Here is a 24,213-nt window from a genome sequence, read left to right as displayed (position 1 = left end):
ACTCACAAACCTGTCAATGCTCCGCCCCAACAGTCTGTCTGTCTCGGGTGACAATTCCGATCAGCGCAGCAGCTCGTAGCCGTGCAGGTCGTCGAACGACCCGTCGCCGAGCCGCTCGGCCGCGCGCTGGGTGCCGTAGTGCGTGTAGCCGGCAGCCAGGGCGATCGCGTTGCTGGCCGGATTGTCGGCCGCGGCGTAGAGCACGAGTCGCCGGCGGTCGAGACCATCGGGGTCGAGGGCGTGGCGGACGATCATCTGGGTCGCCTCGGTCATGATGCCGCGACCCCGGGCAGCCGGATGCATCCAGTAGCCGATCTCGCCCGAGGTCGGATTGATGCCGAGCATGTCCATGACGGCGATGTTCCCGAGGAGCTCGTCGGTCTCGCGATCGGCGACGGCCCAGGTCGCCTTGGCGCCGATCGCCGCCTGCCACACGCAGTCGGCGAGATAGCTGCGGGCGATCGCCGGTGTGTACGGCTGGGGGAGCCCGGCGAGGAAGTGCCTCGACACCGGATCGCTGCAGGCCTCGACGATGCGCGGCACGTCGGCCTGGGTGAACGGGCGAAGGCGCAGGCGATCGGACTCCAGGACGGTCGACTCGGCCCACGGCGTGTGGGGCAGCGGGCTGTCACCGAAGCGGATCGAGCCGGTCCAGGCGTCGATCACCTGTCCGCGTTCGTGGAGCATGCCCGGGATGAGCGCGTGCAGGGTGAAGCCGGTCTGGTGTGCGACCCGGAGCGAAGCCTCGTTGCCGACGTGGGAGCGCCAGTGCACGATCTCGATGCCGCCCTCGCTGAGCGCCCAGTCGACGGCGAGGCGCACGGCCCGCGCCATGACCCCGCGTCCCCTGGCCCAGGGATGCAGGGCGAACCCGATGTCCGCGATGGGTGACTGGCGGATGTCGATGTTGCCGGCGAAGCGGCCCTCCACCTCGATCGCCCAGCCGCGGTGCGTGCCCTCGTCCCAGCCGCGCGGGATCGCCATGAACGCGTACTGCTCACTCATCTCGCGGGTGTTGGGGACTGGGATCGACGTCCACCGCCGCATCTCGGGGTCGTTGGCCATCTCGACCAGCGCGTCGGTGTCCGTCGGTACATGGGCCCTGAGGGTGACGACCCCGTCACTGAGGACGGGGACGCAGAGCGGCCACTTCATGCTGCGGAGGTCATGGGGCCAGCGAGCGGAACGGGTCGGCCGGATAGACCCCGAGGATCTTGACGTCGGTCGTGAAGAACGTCAGCTCCTCGAGCGCCCTCGCGAGCGGGACGTCGTCAGGATGGCCGTCGACCTCGGCGAGGAACTGGGTTGCCGTGAACCAGCCGTCGACCATGTAGCTCTCCAGCTTCGTCATGTTGACGCCGTTGGTCGCGAAGCCGCCCAGTGCCTTGTAGAGCGCKGCCGGGASGTTGCGGACGTTGAAGATGAAACTCGTGACGGTCGGGCCGTTGCCCGCCGGCGCCCGTTTGGGCTCCCTCGAGAGCACCACGAACCGGGTCGTGTTGTGGTCCTCGTCCTCGATGTCGGACGCGAGCACATCGAGTCCGTAGATCTCGGCGGCGAGGGGTGGCGAGATCGCCGCCTGGCTGGGGTCGGCGGCGTCGGCGATCTCGCGGGCTGCGCCAGCGGTGTCGCCGGAGATGATCGGCGTGAGTCCGTACTGCTTGATGATCTTGCGGCACTGTCCGAGGGCGTGCACGTGGCTGTGCACGGTCTTGATCGTGTCGAGGCTCGAGCCGGGGACGCCGAGCAGGCTGAACTGGATGCGCAGGAAGTGCTCGGCGATGATGTGCAGCCCCGATGTGGGCAGGAAGTGGTGGATGTCGGCCACGCGCCCGGCGATCGAGTTGTCGATCGGGATCATCGCCAGCTCGGCATCGCCGCCCGCCACGGCCGCGAAGACGTCCTCGAACGACGCGCACGCCAGCGCTTCCCAGTCGGGGTAGTGCTCCTTGGCGACGATGTGGGAGTTGGCGCCGGGCTCTCCCTGGTACGCGATCCGGTTCTTGGTGCTCACGCCACTAGGTTCTCACGGTGGTGTACGACTACGGGGCGGCCGCCGGTGCGACCATCCCCGCCGTCGTCGTGCACTGCTACCGGTCTGCCCAGGTCTCGCTCACGGCGTAGTGGTTGTCGAACTCCTCGGAGCACGCAGCGAGATCGCTGACCTCCGCCTCGCCGGTGTGCACGCGCCCGAGCAGGCGGTAGTAGTCGAACCGGCGCATGCCTGGCGTGAAGATGACGAGGATGTCGGCTTCCTTGCCCTCCGGCGGGGCGAACGCGTGGGTCGTGCCGGGTGGGACCAGCAGGAAGTCGCCCTTGGCGAGGTCGATGACCTTGTCATCGACCAGGACCTGGAGCTCGCCGTCGATCACGAAGAAGCTCTCCGCGGCGCGGGTGTGGGAATGCGGCGGCGCGCCGGGTGAGCCGACGGCGAGCGTGGCGCGATTGACCGTCACAGCGCCGCCGGTCTCGGGTGCGTCGGCCAGCAGGGTGATCAGGCTCGTGGGTCCGTCGATGACGGACTCGGCCTGGTCGGCTCGGACGAGCACGGGTGAGGTGTTCATGGTGTTTTCTCCTTTGTTTTGGATACAAAATGTCCAGAATTATCAGCTTCGGGTGGTGCGATGAAGTCGGAGGAAGTTCAGCCGGCGTTGAGGTCAGCCGACATTCAAGAAATGGTTCAGCGTCGCGTCGCGGGTGTGCGGGTAGGCCTTCTCGACGTCGGCCCTGATGTCGCCGATCGTCTGATCTGCCAGGGCGCTACGCCACGCCAGGTCGGCCTTGCGCATCGCACCAGAGATGATGCAGGTCTGGCGATAGTCGACGTCGTCGGAGCCACCCGGCCCTTGGCGCAGGACCTGGTCGCAGCGGAAGATCTCCTCAGGACCTTCGATCGCCACGACGATGTCGAGCAAGGTGATGTCATCGATGCTCTTGGCGAGCCGAAAGCCGCCACGAGGTCCGGAGACCGACGAGAGGATGCCGGCTCGTGCCAGCGCCTGCAGCTGCTTGTTCATGTACGCGGTCGGCAGCTGGTAGAACGCGGCCAGCTTGCCGGCGGTGACGGCCTCTTCGTCGACCCACGACAGGTTGAGGCAGCTGTGCAATGCCCATTCGACACCCTCACTCAATTTCATATCCTAGATATTACATGTCCAGAATAAGGTTGGCAAGAAGTTGTTCATGACCAGGCCGGCGGAGCTAGCCGACGAGGTGGGCGCCGTCAGCCGCTCGTACGACGAACGTCTCCGGCTCGCGCCACTGCTGCGCGGCGTAGCGGGCTTCGACGCGCTCGCGTACGGCCGCCACCTGGTCGAGTGGGACCAGGGCGATCGCGCTGCCGCCGAAACCGCCGCCGGTCATGCGGGCGCCGAGCGCGCCGCCCTCGAGGGCAGCCTCGACCGCGACGTCGAGCTCGGGGCAGCTGACCTGGAAGTCGTCGCGGAGCGATGCATGGGAGGCCGTGAAGATCGTGCCGAGCTGCGTCCACGCGCGGCGGCTGATCGCGTTGACCGCACCGCGTACGCGCGCGGTCTCGGTCAGCACGTGCCGGGTGCGCGCCTTGAGCGTGTCGTCGGTCAGCGCGATCGTGGCGTCGAGGGTCGCCTCGGCGAGCCACGTGACGCCCAGCTCGGCGGCGGCCTGCTCGCACTCGGTGCGCCGCGCGGCGTACTCGCCGTCGGCCAGCGAGTGATGCGCCCGGGTGTTGATCGCGAGGAGCGTGAGCCCGTCGTCCTCCCACGTGACCGGGACGGTCTCGGTGGTCGGCGGTGACTGGGCGGTGTCCATCAGTACGGCGTGGCCGGCCTCGCCGTAGAGCACGGCCAGCTGGTCCATCAGGCCGACGGGCGCCCCCACGAAGTCGTGCTCGGCCCGCTGAGCGAGCAGCGCCAGCTGGGTGCGATCGAGGCCATGGCCATACATCTCGTCGAGCGCCGAGGCGATGCCGCAGGTCAGGGCCGCCGACGATGACATTCCGGCACCCGAGGGGATCCGAGACTCCACGACGATGTCGGCGCCGGCGAAGCGATGCCCGGCGGACATGAAGCTCCACACGATGCCCGCTGCATACACGGCCCAGCCCTCGAGCTCGCCGGGCTGCACGCCGGTGCCGAACGTGACCTTCGCCGAGCCGGGCAGGTCGGACCACAGGTTGACCGTGTCGTCGTCGCGGGACCGCACCTTGATCGTCAGGGAGCGGTCGATCGCCATCGGCAGCACGGGGCCACCGTTGTAGTCGAGGTGCTCGCCAATCAGGTTCACTCGTCCGGGCACATCCCACCGGCGTACGTCAGTCACGCCCCGACCCTACGGCGTGGGCCGTGGCTGGCAGAATGCCCTCCATGCCTGCTGATCGTCGCCCCCGAGTGCTGTCCGGCGCCCAGCCGACTGCTGACTCCTATCACCTGGGCAATTACTTCGGCGCGTTCAAGCAGTGGGTGGCCCTCCAGGACGACTTCGAGGCGTTCTACTTCATCCCGGATCTCCACGCGATCACGGTCGAGTACGACCCCGCAGCCCTGCGCGAGCGCACCTACATCGCCGCGGCCCAGCTGCTCGCCGCCGGCGTCGATCCGACGCGCAGCGCACTGTTCGCACAGAGCCACGTGCCCGAGCATGCGCAGCTCGCCTGGGTGCTCAGCGGCATCACGGGCTTCGGTGAGGCCAGCCGGATGACCCAGTTCAAGGACAAGACGGCCAGGGGCGGATCCGACTCCGCGAGCGTCGGCCTGTTCACCTACCCGATCCTCATGGCCGCCGACATCCTGATCTACCAGGCCGACAGGGTCCCGGTCGGCGAGGACCAGCGCCAGCACGTCGAGCTGACCCGCAACCTCGCGCAGCGGTTCAACCATCGCTTCGGTCAGACGTTCACGGTCCCCGAGCCGCACATCGTCAAGGGCGTCTCGAAGATCTACGACCTGCAGGAGCCCACCGCCAAGATGAGCAAGTCGCAGTCGTCGCCCAACGGCGTCATCGACCTGCTCGACGAGCCCAAGAAGGCCGCCAAGAAGATCCGCTCCGCGATGACCGACTCGGGCAGCGACATCCGCTTCGACGAGAAGGAGAAGCCGGGCATCTCCAACCTCCTGACGATCTACTCCGCGCTGACCGGGCAGCCGATCGACGAGATCGTCAAGCAGTACGACGGCCAGCAGTACGGCGCCTTCAAGGTCGCGCTCTCGCAGCTCGTCGCTGACTTCGTGGAGCCGTTCGGGAAGCGGACCCGCGAGCTGCTCAGCGATCGGGCCGAGCTCGATCGCATCCTCGCGCAAGGGGCCGAACGTGCCCGCGAGGTCGCGAGCGCGACCCTCGACCTGGTCTACGATCGCTCCGGCTTCGTGCGGCCGCTATGACCGAGCGCAGCGAGGGAGTCATGGGCAACTCATGCCGGCGCGTCCGTATCGTTGGCTTCTCCACGGACGTGCCGTCATGACGACCAGCGTGACGATCGGGATCGCGATCCCGGTGCCGGAGCCTTATGGCAGCCAGCTGCGCAAGATGCGGGCCGGCTTCGGCGACCCGATGGCCGAGACCGTGCCGAGCCACGTCACGCTGCTCCCGCCGATCGAGTACGAGGTCGGCGAGCTCGAAAAGGTCTATGCGGCGCTCGAGCGGGCGTCGGTGTCGATCCCGCCGTTCCCCATGCGCCTGCGGGGGACCGGCACGTTCAGACCGGTGTCGCCGGTCGTGTTCATCGCCGTGAGCCAGGGCATCTCCTACACCGAGATGCTGGCCAAGAGCGTGCGTCGGGCGCTCGACGCTCCGGAGCCCAACTTTCCGTTCCACCCGCACGTTACGGTCGCGCACAACCTCGACGACGCAAGCCTCGATCGGGCGTACGACGAGCTCAGCACGTTCGAGTGCCAGTTCTCGGTCGACGAGTTCGCGCTCTACCACCACGACGACGCCGCGGGCTGGGTCCCGGAGCACACCTTCGCGCTCGGCCCTGGCACGTCTGTCTAGCGCACCAGCCCGAGGTCGTCGGAGACCATCGTCTTCAGGTGCTTCAGCAGCTCGGTCTTGAACGCCCGGGCGGCCAGTGGCAGCGCCTCGGTGCTGCGGTGCGCCAGGGCGATGACGCGCTCGAGCGAGGGGCTGTCGAGCTGCGTCGCGCGCAGGTGTGGGCGGGTCGTCAGCACCATGCTCGGCACCACGGCATGGCCGAGCCCTGCCTGCACGAAGCGGAGAACGGCGCTCATCTCGCCGCCCTCGACCGAGAGCTTCGGCTCGAACCCCGCATCGGCGCAGGCGCCGAGCGTCACCTCGCGCAGGTCGTAGCCCTCACGGAACATCACGAGCGGCAGGTTCTCGAGGTCGCGGATCTCCATGCGATCAGGGAGGTCGGCGTCGGCCGGGCTGGCCAGCACCAGGCGCTCGCGCAGGATCGGCGTGGTCAGGATGTCGGGGTCGGCGTTGTGCAGAGGGACGATCAGCAGCGCGACATCGAGCCGGCCGTCAGCGAGCTCGCGGGTCAGCACGCGCGAGCCGGCCTCCTGCACCTCGAGCTCGATGTCGGGGTACGACGCGTGGAACTCCTTGAGCGCCTCGGGCAGCAGGCCTTCGCACAGCGACGGGGTCGCCCCCATGCGTACGCGACCGCGGCGCAGCGTCGCGACCTCGTGCACGGTGCGCTCCGCGCTCTCGGTGTCGATCAGGATCCGCTGGGCGTGCGGCAGCAGCGCCTCGCCGGCACTCGTCAGCTCGATCGCGCCGCGGTTGCGTACGAACAGCGGCGTGCCGAGCGAGTTCTCGAGCACCCGGATCTGCTTGGACAGGCTGGGCTGCGAGACGCCGGTCAGCTCGGCCGCGCGGGTGAAGTGACGGGTGCGGGCGACGGCGACGAAGTAGGCCAGCTGCTGGATCTGCACGCGAGCCACGATAGTCGAAGGCTATGAAAGGCGACCTCACAATGACTTGGCGGATGTGTGGGTCCGCCCTACTGTGTGACGGTGGCCACACTCCGAACCTCGTCTCCGGAAGCTGGTGACGGCCGCGCCGCGATCGCCGCCCGCACCCTGCGCACCGACCGCTGGTGGATCCCGCCGCTGACGACCGCGGTCGGTCTGATCGCCTGGATCGCCTATGCGACCGTCCGCGTGTTCCAGCAGAAGGACTACTTCGTCGGCGACTTCAACTACCTGACGCCGTTCTACTCGCCATGCATCTCCAACGGCTGCGTCCCCGAGTCAGCGCACTTCGGCACGTTCCTGCCCGACGTGTGGTGGCTGCCGTACGCCGCGCTGACGCTGCCGTTCCTGCTGCTGTTCCGGATGACCTGCTACTACTACCGCAAGGCGTACTACCGGGCGTTCTGGTTCTCGCCGCCTGCGTGCGCGGTCGCCGAGCCCCACGCCAAGTACACCGGCGAGACCCGCTTCCCGCTGCTGGGCCAGAACCTGCACCGCTACTTCTTCTATGCCGCGGTCCTGATCTCGTTGATCAACACCTACGACGCGATCAAGGCGTTCGAGACCGGCGACGGTGAGTTCGGCCTGGGCCTCGGCAACCTCGTGCTGCTCGGCAACGTCGTCGCACTGTGGGCCTACACCGCGTCGTGCCACTCGTGCCGCAGCATCATCGGCGGCCGGCTCAACCACTTCTCCCAGCACCCCGTGCGCTACAAGCTCTGGGGCTGGGTCACGCGGCTCAACGGCAAGCACATGCAGCTCGCGTGGCTGACGCTCGGCACCCTTGCCGTGACCGACTTCTACATCATGGCCGTCTCGGCCGGTTGGTTCTCCGACCCTCGCATCATCAACTGACACCCAACAGACTGAGAAGGGTCGTGAATGACCGAGATCGAACGACTGTCCTACGACGTCATCGTCATCGGAGCCGGCGGCGCCGGCCTGAGAGCGGCGATCGAGGCGCGCGAGCAGGGCAAGAAGACCGCGATCATCAGCAAGTCGCTGTTCGGCAAGGCCCACACCGTGATGGCCGAGGGCGGCTGCGCCGCGTCGATGGGCAATGTCAACGACAAGGACAACTGGATGGTGCACTTCGGTGACACCATGCGGGGCGGCAAGTTCCTCAACAACTGGCGCATGGCCGAGCTGCACGCCAAGGAGGCGCCTGACCGGGTCTGGGAGCTCGAGACCTACGGCGCGCTGTTCGACCGTACGCCCGACGGCCGGATCAGCCAGCGCAACTTCGGCGGCCACACCTACCCCCGGCTCGCGCACGTCGGCGACCGTACGGGCCTCGAGCTGATCCGCACGCTGCAGCAGAAGATCGTGTCGCTGCAGCAGGAGGACCTGGCCGAGACCGGTGACTATGAGGCCAGGATCAAGGTCTTCGCCGAGTGCACCGTCACCGACCTCACGAAGGACGGCGACCGGATCTCCGGCGCGCTGGCCTACTGGCGCGAGTCCGGCCGCCACCTCGTCTTCGAGGCGCCCGCGGTCATCCTGGCGACGGGTGGCATCGGCAAGTCGTTCAAGGTCACCAGCAACTCGTGGGAGTACACCGGCGACGGCCACGCGCTCGCGCTGCGGGCCGGTGCGTCGCTGATCAACATGGAGTTCATCCAGTTCCACCCGACCGGCATGGTCTGGCCGCCTTCGGTCAAGGGAATCCTCGTCACCGAGTCCGTACGCGGCGACGGCGGAGTGCTGACCAACTCCGAGGGCAAGCGGTTCATGTTCGACTACATCCCGGACGTCTTCAAGGCGCAGTACGCGACGACCGAGGAGGAGGCCGACCGCTGGTACACCGACGCCGACAACAACCGCCGTCCTCCCGAGCTGCTGCCCCGCGACGAGGTCGCCCGCGCGATCAACTCCGAGGTCAAGGCCGGCCGCGGCACCCCGCACGGCGGCGTCTACCTCGACGTGTCGAGCCGGCTCAAGCCCGAGGTCATCATCAAGAAGCTGCCGTCGATGCACCACCAGTTCAAGGAGCTGGCGGACGTCGACATCACGAAGGAGCCGATGGAGGTCGGCCCGACGTGCCACTACGTCATGGGTGGCGTCGAGGTCGAGCCTGACACCGGTGCGGCATCGGTTGCCGGTCTGTTCGCGGCGGGAGAGTGCTCCGGCGGGATGCACGGCTCCAACCGGCTCGGCGGCAACTCGCTGTCCGACCTGCTGGTGTTCGGCCGCCGGGCGGGAGCGGGCGCTGCGGCCTACATCGACTCCCTCGGTGCCGAGCGCCCCGCGGTCAGCGACGACGACGTCCAGGTCGCCGCGCGACGATCCGTCGCCGCATTCGGCGACGGCGGTATGGAGGGCTCGGAGAACCCCTACACGCTGCACCAGGAGCTCCAGCAGACGATGAACGACCTGGTCGGCATCATCCGCCGGGAGGACGAGATCCAGGAGGCGCTCGACAAGCTCGAAGGCCTCAAGGCGCGCGGCGAGCAGGTCGTGGTCGAAGGGCATCGCCAGTTCAACCCCGGCTGGCACCTCGCGCTCGACCTGCGCAACATGCTGCTGGTCAGCGAGTGCGTCGCGAAGGCCGCGATCCTGCGCACCGAGAGCCGTGGCGGCCACACCCGCGACGACTACCCGAAGATGGACGCCGAGTGGCGCCACGTGCTGCTCGTCTGCACGCTGGCCGACGACGGCACGATCGACGTCGACCGCAAGGAGCAGATCCCCGTACGCAACGACCTGCTCGACCTGTTCGAGAGTGACGAGCTGACCAAGTACTTCACGGCAGACGAACTGTCCGGAAGGACGGCATGATGGGCAATCAGGAGCACTTCCGCGTGTGGCGGGGCGACGACGAGGGCGGCGACTTCGCCGACTACGACGTCGAGGTCAACGAGGGCGAGGTCGTCCTCGACATCATCCACCGGATCCAGGCGACGCAGGCGCCGGATCTCGCGGTGCGCTGGAACTGCAAGGCCGGCAAGTGCGGCTCGTGCAGCGCCGAGATCAACGGCCGCCCGCGGCTACTGTGCATGACCCGGATGTCGACCCTGCCGCCCGGGGAGCCGATCGTGGTGACCCCGATGCGTACGTTCCCGGTCATCCGCGACCTCGTGACGGACGTGTCGTTCAACTACGACAAGGCGCGTGAGGTGAGGGCCTTCGTGCCGCCCGAGGGTGTCGCGCCCGGCGACTACCGGATGCAGCAGGTCGACGTCGAGCGCTCGCAGGAGTTCCGCAAGTGCATCGAGTGCTTCCTGTGCCAGGACACGTGTCACGTGCTCCGCGACCACGAGGAGAACAAGCCGGCGTTCGCCGGTCCGCGCTTCCTGATGCGCGTGGCAGAGCTCGACATGCATCCGCTCGACGCCGCTGAGGAGCAGGGCGTCAACCGCAAGGCTGCGGCGCAGGACGAGCACGGGCTGGGCTTCTGCAACATCACGAAGTGCTGCACCGAGGTGTGCCCCGAGCACATCAAGATCACCGACAACGCGCTGATCCCTCTCAAGGAACGCGTCGTCGACCTCAAGTTCGACCCGATGATCCGCCGCAGGAAGCGCGCCGACCGGGCCTGACCTGCAGGGCATCGACGAGGGCGGCTCCATAGCCAAAGGCTATGAATCCTTACCTCATAATGCCTTTGCGGAAGTTCCCGACCGCCCATAGGCTGGCGAGTTGTGGCGACTACCCAACTGAGCAAGCGACCGTCGGCGCGTACGTCGACCGTTGCCCTGAAATTTGCGATGGCGGTGTCGGGGCTCATCATGGTGGGCTACCTGATCCTCCACATGTACGGCAACCTGCGAGCCTTCAGTGGCCCGGATGCCTTCAACGAGTACGCGCACCACCTGCGCACGTTCGGCGAGCCGATGCTGCCCCACGAGGGACTGCTGTGGATCGTGCGTGTCGTGCTGCTGGCGGCGGTGCTCCTCCATGCATACGCGGCGATCACGCTGTGGCGGCGCAACAAGAAGGCGGCCGGCTACGTCGGCGGCAAGCGCTACCAGACCAAGCAGAACCGCACCGGCATCCAGCGCAGCTACGCGTCGTTCACGATGCGGTGGGGCGGAGTGACGATCGCGTTGTTCATCGTCTTCCACATCCTCAACCTGACGACCAACGACATCCATCCCGGCGGTGCGTCCGACACCCCCTACGGGAAGCTGCACAACAGCTTCGAGCACTTCTGGGTCCTGCTGGCCTACACGGTTGCGATGATCGCGGTCGGTTTCCACCTCTGGCACGGCTTCTGGAGCGCGTTCACGACGCTGGGCCAGAACTACAGCGCCAAGCGCAGGGACTCGTTCTGGAACTCCGCGGCGATCGTCGTCGCAGTGGTCATCACGGCCGGCTTCCTTGCCCCGCCGTTCGCCATCTACTTCTTCGGCTTGGGAGGCTGACATGACCACGAACGTCTCTGAGCAGTTCCACGCCGTCGGCGAGGACATCCACGACACCAAGGCCCCGTCGGGACCGATCGAGCGCCGTTGGGACGAGCGCAAGTTCAGCACCAAGCTCGTCAACCCGGCCAACCGCCGCAAGCTCAGCGTGCTCGTCGTCGGCACCGGCCTCGCCGGCGCTTCCGCGGCCGCGACGCTCGGTGAGGCCGGCTACCAGGTCAAGAGCTTCTGCTACCAGGACAGCCCCCGCCGCGCGCACTCGATCGCCGCGCAGGGTGGCATCAACGCCGCCAAGAACTACCGCAACGACGGCGACAGCATCTACCGGCTGTTTTACGACACGGTCAAGGGCGGCGACTTCCGCGCCCGCGAGTCCAACGTCTACCGCCTCGCCCAGGTCTCGGTGAACATCATCGACCAGTGCGTCGCACAGGGCGTCCCGTTCGCCCGTGAGTACGGCGGACTGCTCGACAACCGTTCGTTCGGTGGCGTGCAGGTCTCGCGTACGTTCTACGCCCGCGGCCAGACCGGACAGCAGCTGTTGATCGGCGCCTACCAGGCTCTCGAGCGGCAGATCGCGGCCGGCACCGTGGAGATGAACACGCGGCACGAGATGCTCGAGCTCATCATGATCGACGGCAAGGCCCGCGGCATCATCGTGCGCGACATGGTCACCGGCGAGATCGAGACCCACACCGCCGACGCAGTCGTGCTGGCGACCGGCGGCTACGGCAACGTGTTCTTCCTGTCGACCAACGCGATGGGCTGCAACGTCACCGCCACGTGGCGCGCGCACCGCAAGGGCGCCTACTTCGCGAACCCCTGCTACACGCAGATCCACCCGACCTGCATCCCGGTCAGCGGCGACTACCAGTCCAAGCTGACGCTGATGTCGGAGTCGCTGCGCAACGACGGCCGCATCTGGGTGCCCAAGAAGGCCGGCGACGACCGGGCCCCCCGCGACATCCCCGAGGACGAGCGCGACTACTACCTGGAGCGCATCTACCCGGCGTTCGGCAACCTGGTGCCCCGCGACATCGCCTCGCGCGCCGCGAAGTACCAGTGCGACGCCGGCAAGGGTGTGGGCCCCGGCGGGCTCGGGGTCTACCTCGACTTCGCCGACGCCATCGCGCGCCTCGGCCGCGAACAGGTCGAGGCCAAGTACGGCAACCTCTTCGACATGTATGCGCAGATCACGGGCGAGAACCCGTACGAGCAGCCGATGCGCATCTACCCCGCGGTGCACTACACGATGGGCGGCCTCTGGGTCGACTACGACCTGCAGAGCAACCTCACGGGTCTGTTCGTCGCCGGAGAGGCCAACTTCTCCGAGCACGGCGCCAACCGCCTCGGTGCCTCGGCGCTGATGCAGGGTCTGGCCGACGGCTACTTCGTCCTGCCCTACACGATCGCCAACTACCTGGCCGACGGACCGTACGAGAAGATCGACGACTCTCATCCCGAGGTCGTGGCGGCCCGCACCGCGGTCGAGGAGCGGATCGAGAAGTTCCTGTCGATCAACGGCACCCGCACCGTGGACTCGTTCCACAAGGAGCTGGGCCAGATCATGTGGGACTACTGCGGCATGGAGCGCACCGAGGAAGGCCTGATCAAGGCCATCAGCATGATCCGCGACCTCAAGGCCGACTTCTGGTCCAACGTCAAGGTCACCGGCGTCAACGAGGAGCTCAACCAGACCCTCGAGCGCGCCGGCCGCGTCGCCGACTTCTTCGAGCTCGGCGAGCTCATGTGCATCGACGCGCTCAACCGCCGCGAGTCCTGCGGCGGCCACTTCCGCGCCGAGAGCCAGACCGAGGACGGCGAGGCGCTGCGCCACGATGACGAGTTCGCCTACGTCTCGGCGTGGGAGTTCGGCGACCAGCCGACGCTGCACAAGGAACCGCTGGAGTACGAGTACGTCGAGATGAAGTCCAGGAGCTACAAGTGAACATCACTGTCAGGGTGTGGCGTCAGAAGAACGCCGACGACAAGGGCCGGATGGTCACGTACGGCGTCGAGAACGTCAGCCAGCACATGTCGTTCCTCGAGATGCTCGACGTCCTCAACGAGCAGCTCACGCTGGCCGGCGACGACCCGATCGCGTTCGACCACGACTGCCGTGAGGGCATCTGCGGCATGTGCGGCGTCGTGATCAACGGCGAGGCGCACGGCCCCGAGGTCACCACGACGTGCCAGCTGCACATGCGCAGCTTCGAGGACGGCGCCGTCATCGACGTCGAGCCGTGGCGTGCGGGAGCCTTCCCGGTCGTCAAGGACCTCGTCGTCGACCGCTCGGCGTTCGACCGGATCATCCAGGCCGGTGGCTACATCAGCGCGCCGACCGGTTCGGCCCCCGACGCGCATGCCGTACCGGTTCCCAAGGACGACGCCGACCACGCATTCGACGCCGCGACCTGCATCGGCTGTGGCGCATGCGTCGCGGCGTGCCCCAACGGCTCGGCGATGCTGTTCACGTCCGCCAAGATCACGCACCTCGGCCTGCTGCCGCAGGGCCAGCCGGAGCGTGAGTCGCGGGTCATCGGCATGGTCGAGCAGCACGACCACGAGGGCTTCGGCGGTTGCACCAACATCGGTGAGTGCACGTCGGCGTGCCCCAAGGGCATCCCGCTCGACACGATCGCGCAGCTCAACCGCGACCTGCTCGGCGCTCTGGCGCACGGCAAGGCCTGATCTCAGCACGCTTTGCGTCATAGGAACCGTGGCCCCTGGGCCACGGTTCCTATGACGTTGTGGGGCATGCCATCCACATTTGGTTAGCATAGGTAATGAGGTATGCTAACGACATGCCCACTGACTCACACCAGCTCGCTCGGTCGGTGGCTCGACTCAACCGTCGTCTGCGCCAGGAGCGCCAGACCGACCTGACGCCGACGCAGCTGTCCGTCCTCGGCGCGATCCTGCAGCTCGGCCCGTCGACCCCCAGCGCGATCGCCGCTCACGAGCGGGTCCAGCCGCCCTCCATCACGCGTACGCTCACGTGCCTCGTCGACGAAGGACTCGCGATCCGTGAGCCGCACCCCGACGACGGCCGCCAGGTGCTGATGTCCGTCTCCGACAAGGGCGACGCCGTGCTCGCCGAGGAGCGTGAGCGCCGCGACGAATGGCTCGCACAGCGCCTCGCGAACCTCACGACCGCAGAGCGCAAGACCTTGAGGGAGGCGGCCGCACTGCTGGAACGGTTGGCCGCGAGTTGAGCCCCACGTTCAGCTCTTTGCGGCTGCGCAACTACCGCGTCTACGCGGTGGGGTCGCTGATCTCGAACATCGGCACCTGGATGCAGAACACTGCTCAGGCCTGGCTCGTCCTGGAGCTGACCGACAGCGGAGCAGCGCTCGGCATCACGGTGGCGCTGCAGCTGCTTCCGACCCTGCTGCTGTCACCTCTCGGAGGTGTGCTCGCCGACCAGTTCCCGAAGCGAACCGTACTGCGAGTCATGCAGGTCGCCATGGCCGTTCCCGCGGCCGTCCTCGGGGTGCTGGCGGTCAGTGGTCTGGTGCAGACGTGGCACGTGTACGTGCTGGCGTTCGTCTTCGGCATCGGCCGCGCACTCGAGGCGCCGGCGCGCCAGTCCTTCGTGTCCGAAATGGTCGGCCGGGCCGACCTCGGCAACGCCGTCGCACTCAACTCGGCGTCCTTCAACTCCGGCCGTCTCATCGGTCCCGGCCTGGCCGGCCTGATGATCGCGGCACTCGGCGCGGGTGTCGTGGGCACCGGCTGGGTCATCTTGATCAATGCCGCCAGCTACGCGGCGTCGTTCGTGGCGCTGCAGCTGCTCGATCCCCAGCAGCTGAGGCCCACCGACGTGATCGCGCGGCGGCGTGGTGCCGTGATGGACGGCGTCCGCTACGTCCGCTCGCGTCCCGACCTGGTCCTCGTCCTGTCGTGCGTCTTCTTCCTTGGTGGGTTCGGCATGAACTTCCAGATCACGAGCGCCCTGATGGCCACCGACGAGTTCGGCCGAGGGGCCGGTGAGTTCGGCTTCCTCGGTTCGGTGCTCGCCGTCGGCTCGCTTGCCGGTTCGTTGCTTGCGGCACGGCGTGCCACCCCACGCCTGCGGTTCGTCGTGGTCTCAGGACTGGCATTCGCCGTGCTCCAGATCGCGTCGGGGCTCATGCCGACCTTCCTCACGTACGCGTTGGTCCTTCCGTTCATCGGACTGAGCATCTTGACGATGGCGACGACGGCGAACGCGCTGATCCAGCTGACCACGACACCCGACATGCGAGGCCGGGTCGCGGCGCTCTACATCATGGTGTTCATCGGCAGCGTGCCCTTCGCAGCTCCGATCGTGGGCTGGATCGGGCAGGAGCACGGCGCGCGTGTTGCCCTCGTGTCGACGGGTGCCCTTGCCGGCATCGGCATCCTCGCCGTGCTCGCGTGGTACCTGCATCGGCAGGACATCCACCGTCCGGAGCTCCAGGCCGTCGCCAGGGACATGCGCTGGAGCGGACGACGCCCGGCGATCACGGGTTCTTCAGGACCTCGGCACGAGCTGCCGACAGCTCCGCCGCACTGATCGTGCCCTTGGCGTGCAACGCGTCGAGCTCGGCGAGGCGCTCCTCGATCGACTTCTCCGACGCAAAGGCCTTGCTCTTGATGAGGGTCGTCATCGCCTCGGTCTCCATCGTCAGGGGATTGACCCCGGCGTCGGCGGCCTTCTTCCAGTTCATGAGGGTGAGGATGCCCCCGACGACCAGCGCGCCGACGAACATCACGATGAACCACGTCGGTGCGCCGCTGAACAGCGAGTCGTTGCCGTAGGGATCGTCCATACGCGAAACCCTAGCCGCGCGAATCAGCCTTCGGAGGCGATTGCCGCCTTGAGCTCCGCGAGCTTCTCGGCCGTGATCCGGCCGTCGGCGTGCAGTGCCTCGAGGTTGGCGATGTCCATGCCCAGACAGTAGTAACGGGACGTCGGTCAATCAGCGATATCCTGAGCAGATGTCCTTGTCCGATGCCATCGCGCGCTCCATCGATGTGGTCACTCCTGACCTCATCGAAGTCCGGCGTGAGCTGCATGCCTACCCCGAGCTCTCGTGGCACGAGGAGCGTACGACCGACGTGGTCGCGACGTGGATGGACAAGAGCGGCATCTCCTACGAGCGCTTCGAGGGCACGGGGCTGATGGCCGAGATCGGGCCCGATGGCGGGCCGATCGTCGCGCTGCGCGCCGATCTCGACGGGCTGCCGGTCGTCGACACGTCGCAGGACCCCTGGAAGTCGAGCGTTCCCGGCGTCTCGCACTCCTGCGGGCACGACGTGCACGTCGCGGCACTGCTCGGCGCCTCGGTCGCGTTGGCGCAGGCCGATGCCGAGGAGAAGCTGCCGGTGCGCGTACGCCTGATCTTCCAGCCAGCCGAGGAGGTCATGCCAGGCGGCGCCGTCAAGCTGCTCGCCGGTGGCGCGCTCCGCGGCGTCTCGCGCATCTTCGCCCTGCACTGCGACCCGTCGCTCGATGTCGGTCACGTGGGCTTGCGCGAAGGCCCGATCACCGGCGCGTCCGACCACATCCACGTGCAGCTCAGCGGTCGCGGTGGCCACACCTCGCGCCCGCACCTGACCGAGGACCTGACCTACGCCCTGGGCAGCCTGCTGACGCAGCTGCCCGCGGTGCTGTCCCGCCGGTTCGACCCGCGCGCGGGCGCCAGCATGGTGTGGGGTCAGATCCACTCCGGCAACGCCGCCAACGTCATCCCGTCGACGGGCGAGCTGAGCGGCACGCTCCGCATGCTCGACGCCGCTGCGTGGCACCAGGCCGAGCACCTCGTGCGCGGCCTCATCAGCGACATCATCGAGCCGTTCGGTGTCAGCGCCGACGTGACCTACACCCGCGGCGTGCCGCCGGTCGTCAACGACTTCGGCGCGACCGAGATCATGCGTCGGGCGGTCACTGAGGCCATCGGCCCCAGCGGTGTCGCGTCGACCGCGCAGAGCCTCGGTGGTGAGGACTTCGCGTGGTACGTCGAGGCGGTGCCCGGTGCGATGGGCCGGCTCGGCACGCGTACGCCCGACGGTCCGACGTACGACCTGCACCAGGGCAACCTGCGCATCGACGAGCGCGCCATCGCGATCGGCGCCAAAGTGCTCGCCTGCGCCGCCGTGTCCTGAGCGAGCTCTGCCTCGGCCCTCAAGTGACAAATCGGTTACGACTGCGCTGAATGTCCGCGACAGCCTCCCGCGGGGACCCATCGGGAACTAGGGTCTGAGGACGTGCCGGGCTGCCCGGCTCTACTGAGGAGGAATTTTGCGTCGATTGACGAAGCTTTCCGCCGTCGCATGTGTCGCCGCCCTCGCCCTCGCGGGCTGCGGTGGCAGCGACAGCGATGGGGACAAGGGCGGGGACAAGCCCGCCGCCAGCAAGGACGTCTGCAAGACGGCCAAGGGTGACGGTCCGAAGGTCGGTCTCGCCTACGACGTGGGTGGACGCGGAGACCAGTCGTTCAACGACTCGGCGTACGCGGGTCTCAAGAAGGCAGTCGAGGAGTTCGACGCGACCTGCATCGAGGGCCAGGCATCCGACGGTGAGGCCGAGTCCGCTCGTGAGGACCGCCTGCGCAACTTTGCCGAGAACGGCGCCACGACGATCATCGGTGTGGGCTTCGCCTACAGCGACTCGGTCAACAAGGTCGCTCCGGACTTCCCCGAGGTCCACTTCGGCGTGGTCGACGGATTCGATCCCGACAAGACCGCCAACGACAACGTCGCCTACCTCGGCTTCGCGGAGGAGCAGGGCTCCTACCTCGTCGGCGTCGCCGCCGCCGAGAAGAGCAAGTCCGGCACGATCGGCTTCGTCGGTGGCGTGCACAACGACCTCATCAAGAAGTTCGAGGCCGGTTACACCGCTGGCGCCAAGGCCGCCAAGCCCGACATCAAGGTCGAGGTTGCCTACATCCAGGAGTCGGACCTCAAGGGCTTCGGCGATCCGGCCGGTGGCAAGGCTGCCGCGACGGGTGTGTTCGACAAGGGCGCTGACGTCGTCTACCACGCTGCCGGTGGCTCGGGCTCCGGTGTCTTCGATGCCGCGGTCGATGCCGGTGACGGCAAGTGGGCGATCGGTGTCGACTCCGACCAGTTCCTCACGGCGACCGCCGCTCAGAAGCCGCACATCCTGACGTCGATGCTCAAGCGCGTCGACACCGCGACGTACGACTTCGTGAAGTCGGTCAACGAGGACAAGCCGCTGACCAGCTACCAGACGTACGACCTGAAGGCTGACGGCGTCGGCTACGCAACGTCCGGTGGCTTCGTGGACGACATCGCTTCTGACATCGACGGCTACAAGGCCAAGATCATCAGCGGCGAGATCAAGGTCCCGACCACTCCGTAAGGAAACGGGTTCATCCAGTAGCGACGAGCCTGGGCTGGGCGCGGTAGCGTTCAGCCCAGGTTCGTACCTTTTTGTGTCACGAATCAGTGCTGTATCGAAGTGTTGCGGGAGGAGTGTCCGTGCCGTCTGAAGTGGATGCGGTGAGGCTGCGGGGGATCGGCAAACGCTTCCCCGGCGTGATCGCCAATCACGATGTCGATGTGACGATCCGGTCGGGCACGGTTCACGCCCTGATCGGCGAGAACGGCGCCGGCAAGTCGACGCTCATGAAGATCCTCTACGGCGTGCAGAAGCCGGACGAGGGCACGATCGAGCTCAACGGCACCGAGGTGGCGCTGAAGTCGCCCACCGAGGCGATCGAGCACGGTGTCGGCATGGTGTTCCAGCACTTCATGCTCGCCGACAACCTGACGGTGCTCGAGAACATGGTGCTCGGCGCCGAGAAGCTGCACGGCATCGGTGACGGTGCACGGGCGGAGATCGGTCGCATCTCCGACCGCTTCGGCTTCGACCTGGAGCCCGACGTGCTGGTCGAGCGCCTCGGCGTCGCGGCGCGGCAGCGGCTCGAGATCGCCAAGGTCCTCTATCGCGGCGCCAAGATCATCATCCTCGACGAGCCCACCGCGGTCCTCGTCCCGCAGGAGGTCGATGCGCTGTTCGCCAACCTGCGCGAGCTGAGGAACGCCGGCAACTCCGTGCTGTTCATCTCGCACAAGCTCGACGAGGTGCTCGCGATCGCCGACGACATCACCGTCATGCGGCGCGGCACGACCGTCGGCACGGCCGACCCGAAGACCACGACGAAGCACGAGCTCGCCGAGCTGATGGTCGGCTCCGAGCTGCCGTCGCCGGAGACCGAGGAGTCGACGGTCACCGACAATGTCGAGCTCGAGCTCCACGACGTCACCTTGACCGATGAGTTCGGTCGCAACCTCTTGAGCGACATCTCGCTGGCGATCCACCGCGGCGAGGTGCTGGGCATCGCCGGGGTCGAGGGCAACGGCCAGTCCGAGCTCGTCGAGACCATCATGGGCATGCGCATCCCGACCAGCGGGCGCATCATGCTGGGCGACCAGGACGTCACCCACTGGCACACGCGCAGGCTGCGCGAGGCCGGCATCGGCTACATCCCCGAGGACCGTCACCGTCACGGCCTGCTGCTCGACTCACCCTTGTGGGAGAACCGCATCCTCGGCCACCAGACCGAGGTGCCCAACGTCAAGGGTCCCTGGATCAACCGCTCCGGTGCGCGCAAGGACACGTCGCGCATCGTGGAGGAGTACGACGTACGTGCTCCGGGCATCGACACGCTGGCGCGTGCGCTGTCCGGCGGCAACCAGCAAAAGCTCATCGTGGGTCGCGAGATGAGCGGTGACCCCAAGCTGCTGATCGCCTCGCACCCGACCCGCGGTGTCGACGTCGGCGCGCAGGCAGCGATCTGGGAGCACATCAAGCGGGCACGTCGTGCCGGCCTTGCGGTGCTGCTGATCTCGGCCGACCTCGACGAGCTGATCGGCCTGTCCGACACGATCCAGGTGATCCTGCGCGGCCGCTTCGTCGGCACGTTCGAGCCATCCACCGTGACGCCGCAGGATCTCGGCGCCGCCATGACCGGAGGCCAGACCGTATGAACAGCGTTCGACTGCGCAGGATCGGGATGGCGTTGTTGGCCCCGGCGATCGCGATCGTCGTCTCGGTGCTCGTCACCACGATCGTCATCGCGGCGGTCGGCAGCTCGCCCGGCGACTTCTGGTCCGCGATGTTCAGCGACCCGTCGCCGCGTCTGCGGGTCAACATCGTCAACCAGACGGCAATGATCTACACCGCGGCGGTGGCGGCGGCGATCGGCTTCCGCATGGGGCTGTTCAACATCGGCATCGAGGGTCAGTACCTCATGGCGTCGTTCGCAGCCGCGTCGTTCGCGGGAGCCGCATACGTGGGGGGATTCCTCAACGTCGCGGTGTCGATCATCATCGCCGTCGCCGTCGGTGCTGCCTGGGCCGGCATCGCGGGCATCCTCAGGACGACCCGCGGCGTCAGCGAGGTCATCTCCACGATCATGCTCAACGCCATCGCGGTGACATTGGTGGGCTACCTCGTCGACCGGCACGGCGTGCACGAGGGCAACTCCGTGCACACCAAGAAGATCGCCGAAGGCGACATGGTCACGGGCTTCACGCCGTACGAACCGCGGGACGGCCAGATCTGGGCGTTGTCGATCATCGCCGTGATCGTCGGCATCGGCTTCTGGGTCCTGCTCAACAAGACCCGGTTCGGCTTCGACCTGCGCGCCAGCGGCCAGTCCGAGACGGCCGCCCGTGCCTCGGGTGTCAACCCCAAGCGCATGATCGTGATCTCGATGCTGCTGTCCGGCGGCGTCGCGGGCCTGGTGTGGCTGCCGGCGTTGTTCGGCGCCGCCGGGTCCTACGGCACGTCCTACCAGTCGCAGCTCGGGTTCACCGGCATCGCGGTCGCGCTGCTGGGCCGCAACCGTCCGCTCGGCATGCTGTTCGGCGCCGTGCTGTTCGCGTTCTTGTCGGCACAGTCCAACACGCTGACGTTCGGCACCGACGTCTCGCCGAGCATCGTGCAGATCACGCAGGGTGTGGCGGTGCTGGCCGTCGTCGTGGCCTACGAGGTCGTACGCCGATGGCGCACCAGGCTCGATCGCCGGGTCGTGGCCACTGAGCTCGCCACCGCGACGGAGGCAACGGCATGACCACCACGAAGACCGCCGCGCAGCCCGGCCTCATCGCCCGGCTCACGAAGAACTGGTTCTACCTGACGCTCGTCGGCATCGCTGTCGTGTCCCTCGTGCGGATCGTGACCGACACCAACGACCTCGACTCGATCGGCACGATTCGTGCCGCGATCATCGCCACCTGCCCGATCCTCATGGCCGCGCTCGGCGGTCTCTGGTCGGAGCGCGCGGGCGTCGTCAACATCGGCCTCGAGGGGCAGATGATCCTCGGCACGTGGGGTGCGGCGTTCTTCACCTACCACTCCGGCAGCGCGTGGGTCGGTGTGCTGGGTGCTGCGATCCTCGGGCTGGTCGGCGGTCTGCTGCACGCGGTCGCCACCGTGACGTTCGGCGTCGACCACATCGTGTCGGGCGTCGCGATCAACCTGATCGGGCTCGGCACCGCGACCTACCTGGCTGAGGCGCTCTTCCCTGACTATGAGGGTGGTGGCCCGCGCCAGCTCGTCGGGCTTGATTCACCGACGAACATCTCAGAGATCCCGGGGATATCCGATGCCGCGCGCGACCTGGCCGACAAGCATTGGTTCTTCGTCTCCGACATCGCCTCGTTCGTCGGCGCCCTCACGACCAACATCTCCTCGCTGAGCCTGTTCGTGTTCGCGTTCGTCGTCGCGTCGGCGTTGATCCTGTGGCGTACGTCGTTCGGTCTGCGCCTGCGCTCGTGCGGTGAGAACCCGCAGGCCGCCGAGACGCTCGGCGTCAATGTCTACCTCTACAAGTACATCGCGGTGCTGGTCTCGGGTGCCCTTGCCGGCATCGGTGGCGGCTTCCTCGCGTTGGTCTCCTCGAGCGGCTACAGCGCGGGGCAGACCGGCGGGCGTGGTTACATCGGCCTGGCGGCGATGATCTTCGGCAACTGGCGGCCCGGCGGACTGCTGATGGGCGCGCTGACGTTCGGCTACACCGACTCCCTGCGCCTGCGCGACACCGACGCGGTCCACGCGCTGCTGCTGCTCGTCGCGCTGGGTCTGCTCGTGGTCGCCGCGCTGCGGCTGGTCAACCGTCAGCTCGAGGGCGCGATCGTGATGGCTGTCGCCGGCGCGGCGATCCTCGCCTGGTTCCTGGCGACCGATTCCGTGCCGCGCGAGTTCACGGTCATGACGCCCTACGTCACGACACTGTTCGTCCTCGCGCTCGGCACGCAACGCCTGCGAATGCCTGCGGCCGACGGCCAGCAATACCGTAAGGGAAGTGCGGGTTAATGGCACTGGGAATCTCGGGTCCCGACGACCCGATTGACTGGGAATCGCTCGCGAAGTATGCGACCGAGGTCATGGGTCGGGCGTACGCGCCCTACTCCAACTTCAAGGTCGGCGTCGCGGGCCTCGTGGACGACGGTCGCGTCGTGCTGGGCTGCAACGTCGAGAACGCCGCCTACGGAGTCGGGTTGTGCGCCGAGTGCGGCATGGTCTCGGCTCTCCACGCGACCGGCGGCGGACGCCTGATCGCGGTGGCGTGTGTCGACGGCAAGGGTGCTCCGCTCATGCCGTGCGGGCGGTGCCGTCAGCTGTTGTGGGAGAACGGCGGGCCCGACATGCAGCTCATGACGCCGAGCGGCATCAAGACCATGACCGAGGTGCTGCCCGACGCCTTCGGCGCTGACGACCTGGACCAGCGTTGACGCGTTACGCGGTTCAGCTCGACCCCGGCAACCCTGACTTCCTGCGCGATCCCTACCCGGTGCTCGCGGCCCTGCGAGCGACCGGTCCGGTGCTGTGGCACGAGCCGATGGGTGTGTGGCTGGCGACGACGCACGAGTCGGTCAGCCAGGTCCTGCGCAACCGTGCGTTCGGCCGGATCTGGACCGACTGGGAGCCGGTGTCCGAGATGGAGCCGTTCAACGCGCTCCACCGCAACCAGATGATGGAGAACGAACCACCCGCGCACACACGCCTGCGGCGGCTCGTCGCCGGCGCGTTTGGCCGCGGGCACGTCGAACGCATGAGGCCCAGGATCGAAGAGCTCGCGGCATCCATGGTCGACGACCTCGGTGACCGCTTCGACGTGCTCGGTGACTACGCCGAGCCGATGCCCGTCTACGTGATCGCCGACCTGCTCGGCGTACCCCGCGAGGACCACGTGCGCCTGCGGGCCTGGTCGCAGGCCATCGTGCACATGTACGAGCCCAACGTCGATGCCGTGACCAGGGCCAAGGCGATCGAGGCCAGCACGGCGTTCTCCGACTACGTACGCGCGGTGGTCGCCGACCGGCGCGAAAACCTCGGCGAGGACCTGATCAGCGACCTGATCACCGAGCGGGGTCGTGGAGCCAAGCTGACCGACGACGAGCTCGTCGCATCGGTGGTCCTGCTGCTCAACGCGGGGCACGAGGCGTCTGTCAACGTGTTCGGCAACGGCATCCATGCGCTGCTGAGCCACCCCGACCAGCTGGCTCGGGTGACGTCGGGCGAGGTTCCGGTCGACGTGGCCCTCGAGGAGCTCATCCGGTTCGACGCGCCGTTGCAGCTGTTCGAGCGTACGGCCACCAGGAACGTCAAGGTGTGCGGCGAGACGATCAAGGCGGGCCAGAAGATCGCCTGCCTGATGGGCTCGGCCAACCGCGACGCCGCTGCGTTCGCTGACGCGGACACGTTCGACGTGGGCCGCGACCCGAACCCCCATGTCGGTTTCGGCATGGGCCTGCACTTCTGCCTCGGCGCGCCGCTTGCGCGGCTCGAGCTGCAGATCAGCCTGAAGACCCTGCTCGACCGCTTCCCTCGTCTCACGCTGGCGGGGGAGGCGCCGCGCCGCCCGACCTGGGTGCTGCGCGGCTTCGAGCGCATCGACGTGACATCTGGTGGTTGAGGTGCGGAGCGAAGCGAAGCCTCG

The 24,213-nt window shown here is 67.5% G+C and carries 24 protein-coding genes; 17 read left to right on the top strand and 7 right to left on the bottom strand.

The features are described 5' to 3' along the window. Positions 1-60: 60 nt before the first annotated feature. The 5 genes from AC1DVU_RS21870 to galK all read right to left on the bottom strand — a co-directional run bounded on the left by AC1DVU_RS21870 (position 61) and on the right by galK (position 4,299). Positions 61-1,155 (bottom strand): GNAT family N-acetyltransferase, encoded by a 1,095-nt coding sequence (locus AC1DVU_RS21870; protein ID WP_476924578.1) that lies wholly within the window; start codon positions 1,153-1,155, stop codon positions 61-63. 10 nt (positions 1,156-1,165) lie between these two features. After that, on the bottom strand, positions 1,166-2,014 hold the full coding sequence (locus AC1DVU_RS21865) for a prephenate dehydratase (RefSeq protein ID WP_476924577.1): 849 nt from the start codon (positions 2,012-2,014) through the stop codon (positions 1,166-1,168). 76 nt (positions 2,015-2,090) lie between these two features. Beyond that, the gene (locus AC1DVU_RS21860) at positions 2,091-2,564 is read right to left on the bottom strand and encodes a cupin domain-containing protein (RefSeq protein WP_476924576.1); all 474 of its coding nucleotides are present in this window, start codon (positions 2,562-2,564) and stop codon (positions 2,091-2,093) included. A gap of 93 nt (positions 2,565-2,657) precedes the next feature. Continuing rightward, positions 2,658-3,137 carry an RrF2 family transcriptional regulator gene (locus AC1DVU_RS21855; protein WP_476924575.1) on the bottom strand — a complete coding sequence of 160 codons (480 nt, stop codon included), beginning with the start codon at positions 3,135-3,137 and terminating at the stop codon, positions 2,658-2,660. 64 nt (positions 3,138-3,201) lie between these two features. Continuing rightward, positions 3,202-4,299: a galactokinase gene (gene galK / locus AC1DVU_RS21850; RefSeq protein WP_476924574.1), complete on the bottom strand. Its 1,098-nt coding sequence runs from the start codon at positions 4,297-4,299 to the stop codon at positions 3,202-3,204. A 35-nt stretch (positions 4,300-4,334) separates the two neighbouring features. Between galK and trpS the strand changes: the two genes are divergently transcribed. Then, positions 4,335-5,357 (top strand): tryptophan--tRNA ligase, encoded by a 1,023-nt coding sequence (gene trpS / locus AC1DVU_RS21845; RefSeq protein WP_476924573.1) that lies wholly within the window; start codon positions 4,335-4,337, stop codon positions 5,355-5,357. Positions 5,358-5,433: 76 nt separating this feature from the next. Beyond that, complete coding sequence (locus AC1DVU_RS21840) at positions 5,434-5,967, top strand: 2'-5' RNA ligase family protein (RefSeq protein ID WP_476924572.1); 534 nt, start codon at positions 5,434-5,436, stop codon at positions 5,965-5,967. Here the strand turns inward: AC1DVU_RS21840 and AC1DVU_RS21835 are convergent. Continuing rightward, positions 5,964-6,881, bottom strand: coding sequence for a LysR family transcriptional regulator (locus AC1DVU_RS21835; RefSeq protein ID WP_476924571.1), 918 nt, complete (start codon positions 6,879-6,881; stop codon positions 5,964-5,966). The two genes, AC1DVU_RS21840 and AC1DVU_RS21835, sit on opposite strands and share 4 nt — an antisense overlap. Positions 6,882-6,953: 72 nt before the next feature. Here AC1DVU_RS21835 and AC1DVU_RS21830 point away from each other — a divergent pair, with 72 nt between their 5' ends. From AC1DVU_RS21830 to AC1DVU_RS21795, 8 genes are all read left to right on the top strand, one after another. Continuing rightward, positions 6,954-7,766: a hypothetical protein gene (locus AC1DVU_RS21830; protein ID WP_476924570.1), complete on the top strand. Its 813-nt coding sequence runs from the start codon at positions 6,954-6,956 to the stop codon at positions 7,764-7,766. A gap of 27 nt (positions 7,767-7,793) precedes the next feature. Continuing rightward, positions 7,794-9,689, top strand: coding sequence for a fumarate reductase/succinate dehydrogenase flavoprotein subunit (locus tag AC1DVU_RS21825; protein WP_476924569.1), 1,896 nt, complete (start codon positions 7,794-7,796; stop codon positions 9,687-9,689). Then, positions 9,686-10,450: a succinate dehydrogenase/fumarate reductase iron-sulfur subunit gene (locus AC1DVU_RS21820; RefSeq protein ID WP_476924568.1), complete on the top strand. Its 765-nt coding sequence runs from the start codon at positions 9,686-9,688 to the stop codon at positions 10,448-10,450. The genes AC1DVU_RS21825 and AC1DVU_RS21820 overlap by 4 nt, the downstream gene beginning before the upstream one ends. A 102-nt stretch (positions 10,451-10,552) precedes the next feature. Continuing rightward, positions 10,553-11,275 carry a succinate dehydrogenase cytochrome b subunit gene (locus tag AC1DVU_RS21815; RefSeq protein WP_476924567.1) on the top strand — a complete coding sequence of 241 codons (723 nt, stop codon included), beginning with the start codon at positions 10,553-10,555 and terminating at the stop codon, positions 11,273-11,275. Between the two features lies 1 nt (position 11,276). Continuing rightward, positions 11,277-13,223: a fumarate reductase/succinate dehydrogenase flavoprotein subunit gene (locus tag AC1DVU_RS21810; protein ID WP_476924566.1), complete on the top strand. Its 1,947-nt coding sequence runs from the start codon at positions 11,277-11,279 to the stop codon at positions 13,221-13,223. Continuing rightward, the gene (locus tag AC1DVU_RS21805) at positions 13,220-13,966 is read left to right on the top strand and encodes a succinate dehydrogenase/fumarate reductase iron-sulfur subunit (RefSeq protein WP_476924565.1); all 747 of its coding nucleotides are present in this window, start codon (positions 13,220-13,222) and stop codon (positions 13,964-13,966) included. The genes AC1DVU_RS21810 and AC1DVU_RS21805 overlap by 4 nt, the downstream gene beginning before the upstream one ends. A gap of 113 nt (positions 13,967-14,079) precedes the next feature. Beyond that, complete coding sequence (locus AC1DVU_RS21800) at positions 14,080-14,490, top strand: MarR family winged helix-turn-helix transcriptional regulator (protein ID WP_476924564.1); 411 nt, start codon at positions 14,080-14,082, stop codon at positions 14,488-14,490. Beyond that, a complete protein-coding gene (locus AC1DVU_RS21795) occupies positions 14,487-15,812 on the top strand; it encodes an MFS transporter (RefSeq protein WP_476924563.1) in 1,326 nt (441 codons plus the stop codon). The genes AC1DVU_RS21800 and AC1DVU_RS21795 overlap by 4 nt, the downstream gene beginning before the upstream one ends. Here the strand turns inward: AC1DVU_RS21795 and AC1DVU_RS21790 are convergent. Continuing rightward, positions 15,760-16,068 (bottom strand): hypothetical protein, encoded by a 309-nt coding sequence (locus AC1DVU_RS21790; RefSeq protein WP_476924562.1) that lies wholly within the window; start codon positions 16,066-16,068, stop codon positions 15,760-15,762. The two genes, AC1DVU_RS21795 and AC1DVU_RS21790, sit on opposite strands and share 53 nt — an antisense overlap. A 169-nt stretch (positions 16,069-16,237) precedes the next feature. On the opposite strand from AC1DVU_RS21790, the gene AC1DVU_RS21785 reads away from it, so the two are divergent. The 7 genes from AC1DVU_RS21785 (at position 16,238) to AC1DVU_RS21755 (ending at position 24,189) form a co-directional block, all read left to right on the top strand. Further along, positions 16,238-17,404 (top strand): amidohydrolase, encoded by a 1,167-nt coding sequence (locus tag AC1DVU_RS21785; RefSeq protein WP_476924561.1) that lies wholly within the window; start codon positions 16,238-16,240, stop codon positions 17,402-17,404. A gap of 145 nt (positions 17,405-17,549) precedes the next feature. Continuing rightward, entirely contained in the window at positions 17,550-18,623 is a 1,074-nt protein-coding gene (locus AC1DVU_RS21780) for a BMP family lipoprotein (protein WP_476924560.1), read from the top strand. Positions 18,624-18,742: 119 nt separating this feature from the next. Beyond that, complete coding sequence (locus AC1DVU_RS21775) at positions 18,743-20,254, top strand: ABC transporter ATP-binding protein (protein WP_476924559.1); 1,512 nt, start codon at positions 18,743-18,745, stop codon at positions 20,252-20,254. Next, positions 20,251-21,342 carry an ABC transporter permease gene (locus AC1DVU_RS21770; protein ID WP_476924558.1) on the top strand — a complete coding sequence of 364 codons (1,092 nt, stop codon included), beginning with the start codon at positions 20,251-20,253 and terminating at the stop codon, positions 21,340-21,342. Before AC1DVU_RS21775 ends, AC1DVU_RS21770 begins: the two co-directional genes overlap by 4 nt. After that, positions 21,339-22,586, top strand: coding sequence for an ABC transporter permease (locus tag AC1DVU_RS21765; protein ID WP_476924557.1), 1,248 nt, complete (start codon positions 21,339-21,341; stop codon positions 22,584-22,586). The genes AC1DVU_RS21770 and AC1DVU_RS21765 overlap by 4 nt, the downstream gene beginning before the upstream one ends. Further along, on the top strand, positions 22,586-23,005 hold the full coding sequence (locus tag AC1DVU_RS21760; protein ID WP_476924556.1) for a cytidine deaminase: 420 nt from the start codon (positions 22,586-22,588) through the stop codon (positions 23,003-23,005). Before AC1DVU_RS21765 ends, AC1DVU_RS21760 begins: the two co-directional genes overlap by 1 nt. Then, positions 23,002-24,189, top strand: coding sequence for a cytochrome P450 (locus AC1DVU_RS21755; RefSeq protein WP_476924555.1), 1,188 nt, complete (start codon positions 23,002-23,004; stop codon positions 24,187-24,189). The genes AC1DVU_RS21760 and AC1DVU_RS21755 overlap by 4 nt, the downstream gene beginning before the upstream one ends. The last annotated feature ends 24 nt before the right edge of the window (positions 24,190-24,213 follow it).

This window comes from Aeromicrobium sp. P2_G6, assembly GCF_056403535.1.
The sequence above is the reverse complement of the archived record's forward strand: the minus strand, read 5'-3'. Positions and strand labels throughout refer to the sequence as shown.